The 8,262-nt window shown below is 62.3% G+C and carries 9 protein-coding genes; 3 read left to right on the top strand and 6 right to left on the bottom strand.

Features of this window, described 5'->3' with window-relative positions; genetic code table 11:
* The 6 genes from VMA74_RS01525 to VMA74_RS01500 form a co-directional block, all read right to left on the bottom strand.
* Window positions 1–628, bottom strand: a 628-nt coding sequence (locus VMA74_RS01525) for a GldG family protein (RefSeq protein WP_325364124.1), incomplete at its 3' end; no start/stop codon positions are given.
* Window position 629: 1 nt separating this feature from the next.
* The gene (locus VMA74_RS01520; RefSeq protein WP_325364122.1) at window positions 630–1,364 is read right to left on the bottom strand and encodes an ABC transporter permease subunit; all 735 of its coding nucleotides are present in this window, start codon (window positions 1,362–1,364) and stop codon (window positions 630–632) included.
* On the bottom strand, window positions 1,361–2,299 hold the full coding sequence (locus VMA74_RS01515) for an ABC transporter ATP-binding protein (RefSeq protein WP_325364120.1): 939 nt from the start codon (window positions 2,297–2,299) through the stop codon (window positions 1,361–1,363). The genes VMA74_RS01520 and VMA74_RS01515 overlap by 4 nt, the downstream gene beginning before the upstream one ends.
* 130 nt (window positions 2,300–2,429) lie before the next feature.
* Entirely contained in the window at window positions 2,430–3,797 is a 1,368-nt protein-coding gene (locus VMA74_RS01510; protein WP_325364118.1) for a polyketide cyclase, read from the bottom strand.
* 480 nt (window positions 3,798–4,277) lie between these two features.
* Window positions 4,278–4,919 (bottom strand): response regulator transcription factor, encoded by a 642-nt coding sequence (locus VMA74_RS01505; protein WP_325364116.1) that lies wholly within the window; start codon window positions 4,917–4,919, stop codon window positions 4,278–4,280.
* A 151-nt stretch (window positions 4,920–5,070) separates the two neighbouring features.
* On the bottom strand, window positions 5,071–6,288 hold the full coding sequence (locus VMA74_RS01500; protein WP_325364114.1) for a sensor histidine kinase: 1,218 nt from the start codon (window positions 6,286–6,288) through the stop codon (window positions 5,071–5,073).
* 333 nt (window positions 6,289–6,621) lie between these two features.
* Between VMA74_RS01500 and VMA74_RS01495 the strand changes: the two genes are divergently transcribed.
* The 3 genes from VMA74_RS01495 to VMA74_RS01485 form a co-directional block, all read left to right on the top strand.
* Window positions 6,622–7,245 carry a GNAT family N-acetyltransferase gene (locus VMA74_RS01495; protein WP_325364112.1) on the top strand — a complete coding sequence of 208 codons (624 nt, stop codon included), beginning with the start codon at window positions 6,622–6,624 and terminating at the stop codon, window positions 7,243–7,245.
* Complete coding sequence (gene minC, locus VMA74_RS01490; protein ID WP_325364110.1) at window positions 7,242–8,012, top strand: septum site-determining protein MinC; 771 nt, start codon at window positions 7,242–7,244, stop codon at window positions 8,010–8,012. Before VMA74_RS01495 ends, minC begins: the two co-directional genes overlap by 4 nt.
* A gap of 66 nt (window positions 8,013–8,078) precedes the next feature.
* The coding region (locus VMA74_RS01485) for a P-loop NTPase (protein ID WP_325364108.1) at window positions 8,079–8,262 on the top strand (184 nt) is incomplete at its 3' end.

The raw sequence follows: 8,262 nt of genomic DNA, 5'->3' as shown, positions 1-8,262 counted from the left end.
CGGTCATGACGCCAATGCGCGGCTTTTCCGGCTCACTCAACTGATACAGCAGCTTGGCGACGTCGTATTCAAGAAAGGTTTCGCGATTCGGATCAAAGAACGGAATCGACAGCGTCCGATCGACCTGCTTGCCCGGTTTGGCTGGCGGGTAATCGGCCTGGTCATCGGCTGGGGTCTCGCTCGGCGGATGCGTGGTGCCGACCAGGCCGAAGAAAATACGCTCGCCGTTGCTGCCTCCGCTGAGCGGCGTAAGGCCGTTGCCTTCGGCGCTGGCCTCGTCATCCGAATAAGGCACCGGATCGGCGATCTGCAGGTGAATGCGGCCATGAGAGCGCGCCACGATCTCCTGCAGCATCTCCGCGACGCGCTGTTCGTAGCTGCGCCACTGCGGCAAATCCTTCGTCGCGTGCTGCGAAAAATACAAGGTGAGCCACACCGGACGATGCACGCCATCGACGATCTGGCGTGTCCCCGGCGAAAGCGTATACAAGCCATCTTGGGTCAGGTCGAAGCGTTCCGGCGCCAGCCAGCGGCTGGTGACCAGCGTGAGGCTGCAATAGGCCAGGATCAGCGCGACCAGTCCGCTGACCAGCATGGTGCGTCGACGCAAAGGGAAGCCAAAAAGCATGTCAATGGCTCCGCTTCATATCGAGCACCAGCACCCCGGCGGTGAGCCACGCCACGATGGTGAGGATGAAATACAGCAGATCGCGCACGTCGAGCACGCCGCGCGCAATCGCTTCGTAGTGCCGCAGCATCGACAAGTGCGCCACGCCGTTCACCAGTTTGCGTGGCAAGCTGCCCTGGAAGAAATCCAGTACCTGCGATTGCCCGGCAAGGATCAGCAGCACGCACACCACGGCGGTGAGGATGAAGGCCACCACCTGGCTGCTGGTGACCGTGGACAGGCACGCGCCGATCGCCAGGAATGCCCCGGCCATCAGCCAGCTGCCGATGTAACCGGCGACGATGATGCCGTTGTCCGGCGACCCCAGATAGTTGACGGTAATCCAGATCGGGAATGTGAGCAGCAAGGCAAGACCGACGAACAGCCACGCCGCGAGGAATTTGCCGAGCATCGCCTGCCACAGGTTGATCGGCAGCGTCAGCAGCAATTCCTGCGTGCCGGACTTGGCTTCTTCCGCCCACAAGCGCATCGACACCGCCGGCACCAGGATCAGATAGAGCCATGGATGCATCACGAAGAACGGTTGCAAATCGGCAATGCTGCGATCATAGAAATCGCCGACGTAGAACGTGAGTATCCCTGAGAGCACCAGGAAGATCACCAGGAACACGTAGGCCACCGGCGTCACGAAATAGCTGCGCAATTCGCGGCGCATGACCGCCGTCACCGGACTCATGGCTGCACTCCCGAGTCGGTGCCCAGCGTGATCTGGCGGAAAACTTCATCCAGGCGGCCGCGCTCGAGCTGGATTTCGGAAATTTCCAGCCCTTGCTGGCGCAGCAAGGTCTCGACCGGCTCAAGGATCCGCTCGCCGGATTTGGGAAAAACCGTGACACGGCCATCGAGCGGGTCCACTTCGATACCCGCCACTTGCGGCAGGCGCCCGAGCATTTCCTGCGAAATGCCGCTGCCTTGGGCGCTGAAGGACACCGCACCGTGATAGCGCGAGCGCGCCTCCAGCTCCGCGGGTGTGGCATCCGCGCGCAGCTGCCCGCCGGCGATGATCACTACGCGGTTGCACAGCGCGTGCACTTCTTCCAGCAGATGCGTGGAAATGAGGATGGTGCGCTCGCGCGCCATCGTATCGATCAGGCGGCGCACGGCGTGTTTCTGGTTGGGGTCGAGACCGTCGGTGGGTTCGTCCAGCATCAACACCGGCGGATCGTGCAGGATGGCCTGCGCCAGGCCAACGCGGCGGCGCAGTCCCTTGGACAAGGTATCTACGCTGACGCCCAGCGCGTCCTCCAATTGCAGGTGGTTGATCACCTCATCGAAGCGGCGCCGCCCGACATCGGAGCGCAACCCGCGCACGCGCATGATGAATACCAGGAATTCGCGCACCGTCATTTCGCCGTAGCTGGGTGCGCCTTCCGGCAGATAGCCGAGCGCACGCTTGGCCTCCAGGGGTTGCTTGATCACGTCGTGCCCGCAGACGCGTGCCGTACCGGCGCTGGGCGCAAGAAAACCGGCGATCATGCGCATCGCCGTGGTCTTGCCTGCCCCATTGGGGCCTAGCAGACCCAGCACCTGACCTGGTTCGGCATAGATGCTGAGCGCGTCCACCGCGGTCAAATGGCCGTACCGCTTAGTGAGCTTGTCGGTCTCGATCATGTTCGCTCGCGAAAGGAACCGCAACGCAATGTACCGCAAGCGCGCGATAAAGTTCGACGCGCCATCCAAAGCAGCATGACGAAAAAGCCCTCCACAAGGGAGGGCTTTTTCTGGATCTGCAGTGCGCCGCTTACTTCGCCGTGCTGGCCGGAGCCGGTGCGCTGCTGCTGGAGGCCGGCTGCGGATTGTTGCTCAGCACGCCCGGCTGCTTCATGCCGGCCTGCTGCTCCGGCGTCTGCGCCGGCACGGCGCCACCGGCAATCCCTGGGGTATCGCTTACTGGCAGATACACCTCGTATTGCGCGTAGGTAGTGATGTTGCCGGAGTTGTCCTTCACTTCGGGCTGCACTTCGATGTCGTAGCTGCGATCAGTGATTTCGTTGAACTTCAGGCCGTGCGTCTGCGCATAGGCTTCGAGCTGCTCGCGGGTGTTCTTCACGCCAACGATGGTGCCGTTCCACTTCGCCATCAGCGCGGGCTTGCCGAACGCCAGCATGGCGCGCACGTTGTTGTCGATCACCAGATGGCCATTGCGATCCTTGTCGCCGGGGTTCAATGCCGGGGCGTTGGCCGGGGCGGCGCTGGTGCTGGCGGAAGCCACCTGGTCGGTCAGCGAGGGCGGCGTTTCCGGCGTCAGCTGGTAGCTCTGGCCGTTGACGGTGAGGCTGTTGTTGTCGATCGGCATCGCCACGTCGAACGAATAGGTCTGATCGCCGAAATTGGTGGTGTAGACGATGCGCGGACCGATGATGTTCACGCCCAGCTTCTTCGCCGCTGCCTTGATTTCGTTCTCGGCAGCCGGCACGGCATCGTTCATGGCATCGATCAGGCCACCCTTGAGGTTGATCTGGGTGGACACCAGCAGCACCGGCGTGGGCTTGGTCTGTTCCATGTAGGGAACCAGATCGCTGTAGTCGACGTTCGGCACGCTGGCCAGCACGTTCTGCAGGTTGTTCAAGCTGTACTGGATGAAGGCGTCGGGCTGGCCGTGGATGTACAGGTTGGAGTAGCGATCCAGCAGGTTGAAGCCGTAGCTCACGTCATACGACCAGGTGATCTTGGTCAGCTTGCCGGTGTTGCCCTGGCGCAGCAGGTCCAGGGTGAAATGCTTGTCGCTACCGCGCCAGGCATTGTCCAGGTTCCAGATCAGCTGCGCGCTGTTGACGGTGCTGTCGATCTGGTTGAATGCCGGCTTGGCGTTGGCGATGGTCAGCTTGCCGTCGCCCACCTTGTCGTCCTGGCTGCTCCAGCTGATCTCGGCGCCCGGGCCGAAAGCGCTGCCGGACAGGCTGTATTGGGTTCTCGCATCGTACGCGCGCAGGACGCCGTAGTCAGGGAAGGTACGGAAGTTGGACACCATGTCGTAGACCTGGCGCAAGTCTTTGCTCACTACCAGTGACCGTTCAACGTGGCCACTGCCGGGCATGATGATGCCCACCACGACGCCGGCAACGACGACGATGATGAGGGCAACGATGAATTCCAGAACACGCGTCATTCCAGGTTTCTCCGAGACGTCTCTCTAGGTGCGGTGGAAAGCGCAGGTCGGAACGGACCGCCTTCGGGTGGTCTTCCAACGAGGGAAACCGCATCAGGACGGGGGTCGGCCGGCGCCAGGATGCTCTGATTGATTCAGCGTAGGCATCACCGGCCCTGTCTGTTCGCAGGCCATAGGGCCGACGGCGAAGGCAGACTGGCGGTCTGTCGAGCCGGCGAACCGAAGGTACGCAAACGGACAGGGTCGGTGATGCCTGCGCTGAAGCAGTCAGAGCATCCTTAAGCTGCCGATGGTACTTGCTCGCGCGAAGGAACGCTACGGGCCTACGAGACCCATAGGATTGCGTTGCAGGGCAGCATTTGGGGGCGTCAATCGGGAATCGAGAATCCTCAATCGCAAAAGCGAACTGCAGCAGCTTGGGAGCTGTGGCCTTTGACGATTTACGACGTACGATTTCCGAATCCCACCCTACCCGGCGCCTCAAACGATCCCCAGCTCCAATGCCTTGAGTACGGCGCGCGTTCGATCACGCACGCCCAGCTTGGAGAGAATGTTGGAGACGTGATTTTTCACGGTGCCCTCGGCGACCTTGAGCGAATTGGCAATTTCCTTATTGCTGTAGCCGCCGGACAGCAGGCGCAGAATCTCCGTCTCGCGTTCGGTCAGCGGATCAGGCTGCTCCAGGCTGGTGAATTGATTATGGATGCGCCCCACGCCGGCCAGCAGACGCTGGGTGACCATCGGCGCCACCAGCGAGCCGCCATTGGCGACGGTGCGCACCGCCTCCACCAGTTGTTCGAGCGATACGTCTTTCAGCAGATAGCCGCGCGCACCGGCCTTCAAGCCCTGCAGCACAAGCTGATCGTCATCGAACGTGGTGAGGATGATGGTGGGCGGCAACTCGTTGCGCGTCGAAAGCGCCTGCAGCACTTCCAGGCCGCTCATATTGGGCATGCGCAGGTCCAGCAGCACCACGTCAGGCTTGATGCGCGGAATATCCTGCACGGCTTGCACGCCGTCCGCGCACTCGGCCACCACGCGAATGTCCTCCGCCAGATCGAGCAGGGAACGCACACCCTGACGCACCAGGTTCTGGTCGTCGACGAGACAAACGGAAATCATCGCGGATCCTCGCAGCAGGGACGACTTGTCGGAGCCTGTTTGCGATCCTTGCACAGTCCACGCAGAGATGCCCCCTGGGACGACAATGGTCGGCGCGGATTGTGCAGGTGTCGCAAACGGGCTCTGAGGCTTATGAAATTCTGGCAAGTCATCAGGTAAGGCTCAATGCAGGGGGTTCGAACCGGGAAGGTGTATGGGCTAGCACCGAGGGTTCCCCCAATGGAAGACGGATGCTGAGGGCAAAACCCTGCCCTGTCCCGCTCTCCATGGCGACGTCGCCGCCGAATTCGGCCAGGCGTTCACGCATCCCTGACAGCCCGTTGCCCGGCGTGACATCACTGGCGCCGCGGCCATCGTCCCGCGCACACAGGCTCAGCAAGGTCTCGCCCTCATAAGTAAAGACGAGCCACAGGTTGCGCGCGCCGGCATGCCGGGCCGTGTTGGTGATGATTTCCTGCACACAGCGCAGCAACACTTGTGCGCGGCGCGGGTCTTCCACACTGAAGCGCGGCGGGATGGTTAGGTGCACGCGCAGGCTCGGCACGCCGTCGATCAGGCTTTGCAGGGCCTGGGTCAGGTCGATCGCGTCATCCTGGCGCAACTCGCTGACCGCCTCGCGTACGTCGGCCAGTAACAGGCGCGCCGTACTTTGTGCCTTGCGTACATGCACGGCGGCCGATTCGTTGCTGAGGTGGCTGGCCACTTCCAGATTGAGGCTGAGCGCCGTGAGGTGATGGCCGATCACGTCATGCAGCTCCCGCGCGATGCGCATGCGCTCGGCGATGCGGGTGGATTCGGCCAGCAGCGCGCGGGTGGCGCGCAACTCGGAAATGAGGCGCCGCTGGGCTTCGCGCTCCTCCGCCTGCTGGTTGGCGACCGTCGATACCACGAACACCAAGCCCGAGAAAGCCGTGTAAATGCATGCCTGGAGCACGGCCCCCGTAATGCTGTACTCGGGGAACGTGGAAAACAGTGCCGCCAGACATACCGTCTGCAACACCATCCAGGCCACCCCGATCCACGTCGGCACTACCCAGGGCAGGATGACCGATACCACCACCAGCAAGATCGCCGACAAGCCGCTATGGCTGTACCACCCGACCATCAGCGCCGCCGCAGTCATCAGCAACAATCCCAGTAGCCGCCCGCCGACGTGCGTGCGGGTGCCCAGATTGTTGGTGATCAATAGATAGAGGATGCCGAAGATCAGGTAGAACAGCGTAAACAGCAGCAAGGCGAAGTTGGGCCGGTGCAACAAATCGAGCCGTTCCGTGGCCCAGTTGGTGAACAGCGGCGTGCCATCGCAGAGATAAGCGATCAGCCCCGTGATGCGCAAAAGCCGTATGTGATTGAAATTGGTCATCGCCATGCCCGCATCATAGGACCGCCCCGGCGCGATGGAATGCGCGGGAAGTCATACGCACCATCGTAACGCTCCCAGGTCCCTATGCTCCGGATTTAAGGCAACACTGAGGTTCGCATGCGCGCACCGCCAACCCATGCGCTCCGATTCCGCCTTGGCGTCGCCCCAGGTCGGCGGCAGCGTGTCGATCGGGCAGCGCTAGCTTCTGGTTTTACAAAGCTTTTACATGTCAACTCATGCCGCAATACAGGATGTGCCGCCCCAAGTCGCATGCCATAATGCGCCGGACCTGGGCCGTCAGTCGGTCTTGACCAGCCACTACTTACTGCGGAGCAACGAATGGCCCTTGCCATCCGCGACGTGCGCGAGCACGACCTGGATGCCGTCCTGGCACTCAACAACACTGCCGGTCGCTCCATCCTCGCCCTGGACGCTGAACGGTTGCGCTACTTCTACGAACACGCCGATTACTTCCGCGTGGCCGAGATCGACGGGCATCTTGCCGGTTTCCTGATTGCCCTGCGTGATGGCCGCGATTACGTCAGCCCCAACTATCTGTGGTTCAGCGAACACTACCCGTCGTTCGTCTACATCGACCGCATCGTGATCGCCAACGCCTATCGCCGCCACGGCCTGGGCCGCATCTTCTATTGCGACGTGAACAGCTATGCCGAAGTGCGGGTGCCCCTGCTCACCTGCGAAGTGTTCCTGGAACCGGCCGATGATGTGGTCGTGCTGTTCCATGGCACCTACGGCTTCCAGGAAGTAGGGCAGCAGCGCATGGGTGAACGCGGTCCACAGGTGAGCCTGCTCGCCAAGGACCTACCCAGCTATACCTACGTGCGCGATACGTATCTGGAACATGATGGCCTGCCCGATCTTCCCTGGCTGGCGGACCGCGCGCGCACGTTGACCGACCAAGACCCCCAGACTCGCCGCCTCGCCGGAGAGCGGCGTACATGAATGCAAAAACGGAAACCTCCGATGCCTGCGATCTGCGTTTCGGGCAGGTCGGCATTGCCTGTGTCCGAGTGCGGCGGCCCGATGCGGCAGCCCTGTGCGAAGAACTGGAACGCCGCGTACGTTCCGCGCCGCAGCTGTTTTCCCGCGCCGCGGTAGTGCTGGATTTGAGCCATCTGCTCGACCTGCCGGACGACGGCACGGTCGACGCGTTGCTCGAAGCCGTGCGCAGCGCCGGCATGCTGCCGGTCGGCCTGGCCTACGGCACCAGCGCGACGGAAGCGCTGGCGCAACGCATGGGCCTGCCGCTGATCGCCAAGTTCCGCGCGGCCTACGAACCCATCGACGGCGGCAGCATCGCACCGCCCGCTTCCGCCGCTGCGCCCGCACCGCGCCCGGCACCCGTACGCGAACCGGTGCTATCGCAGCCGGAAGGGACCGTGGGCGCCCAGCGCCATGACGGCACGGTGCGCTCGGGCCAGCAGATCTATGCGCGCGACCGCGATCTGATCGTGGTCGGCACTGTCGCCAATGCCGCCGAAGTGATCGCCGACGGCAGCATCCATGTTTACGGCAGCCTGAAGGGCCGCGCGATGGCGGGAGCGCAAGGCGACACGAAAGCGCGTATTTTCATCTCGGACTTCCGCGCGGAACTGGTCGCCATCGCCGGCCACTACCGCGTGTTCGAGCAGATACCGAAAGACCTGGAGGGCCAGTCCGTGCAATGCTGGCTCGACGGGGAAAAACTGCTGATTGCAACACTGAAGTAATCGATGTTCTGATCCATTCAGAGCACCAAACTCAGAAGAACATAATTATATTTTTGGAGATGAGCCTTGAGTGCTGAGATTATCGTTGTGACGTCCGGCAAGGGCGGCGTGGGCAAGACCACCACCAGCGCGTCGCTTGCCACCGGTCTGGCGATGAACGGCAAAAAAGTGGCCGTGATCGACTTCGACGTCGGCTTGCGCAACCTGGACCTGATCATGGGCTGCGAGCGGCGCGTGGTGTACGACTTCG

Origin of the sequence: Dyella sp., assembly GCF_035508675.1 — a bacterium.
In the GTDB taxonomy this organism is placed as follows: domain Bacteria; phylum Pseudomonadota; class Gammaproteobacteria; order Xanthomonadales; family Rhodanobacteraceae; genus Dyella_B.
The sequence above is the reverse complement of the archived record's forward strand: the minus strand, read 5'-3'. Positions and strand labels throughout refer to the sequence as shown.

Excerpts from the sequence above, each read along its gene's own strand:
- VMA74_RS01515 (WP_325364120.1), bottom strand. The coding sequence starts at position 2,299 with ATGATCGAGACCGACAAGCTCACTAAGCGGTACGGCCATTTGACCGCG.
- VMA74_RS01510 (WP_325364118.1), bottom strand. The coding sequence starts at position 3,797 with ATGACGCGTGTTCTGGAATTCATCGTTGCCCTCATCATCGTCGTCGTT.
- VMA74_RS01505 (WP_325364116.1), bottom strand. The coding sequence starts at position 4,919 with ATGATTTCCGTTTGTCTCGTCGACGACCAGAACCTGGTGCGTCAGGGT.
- VMA74_RS01520 (WP_325364122.1), bottom strand. The coding sequence starts at position 1,364 with ATGAGTCCGGTGACGGCGGTCATGCGCCGCGAATTGCGCAGCTATTTC.
- minC (WP_325364110.1), top strand. The coding sequence starts at position 7,242 with ATGAATGCAAAAACGGAAACCTCCGATGCCTGCGATCTGCGTTTCGGG.
- VMA74_RS01500 (WP_325364114.1), bottom strand. The coding sequence starts at position 6,288 with ATGGCGATGACCAATTTCAATCACATACGGCTTTTGCGCATCACGGGG.
- VMA74_RS01495 (WP_325364112.1), top strand. The coding sequence starts at position 6,622 with ATGGCCCTTGCCATCCGCGACGTGCGCGAGCACGACCTGGATGCCGTC.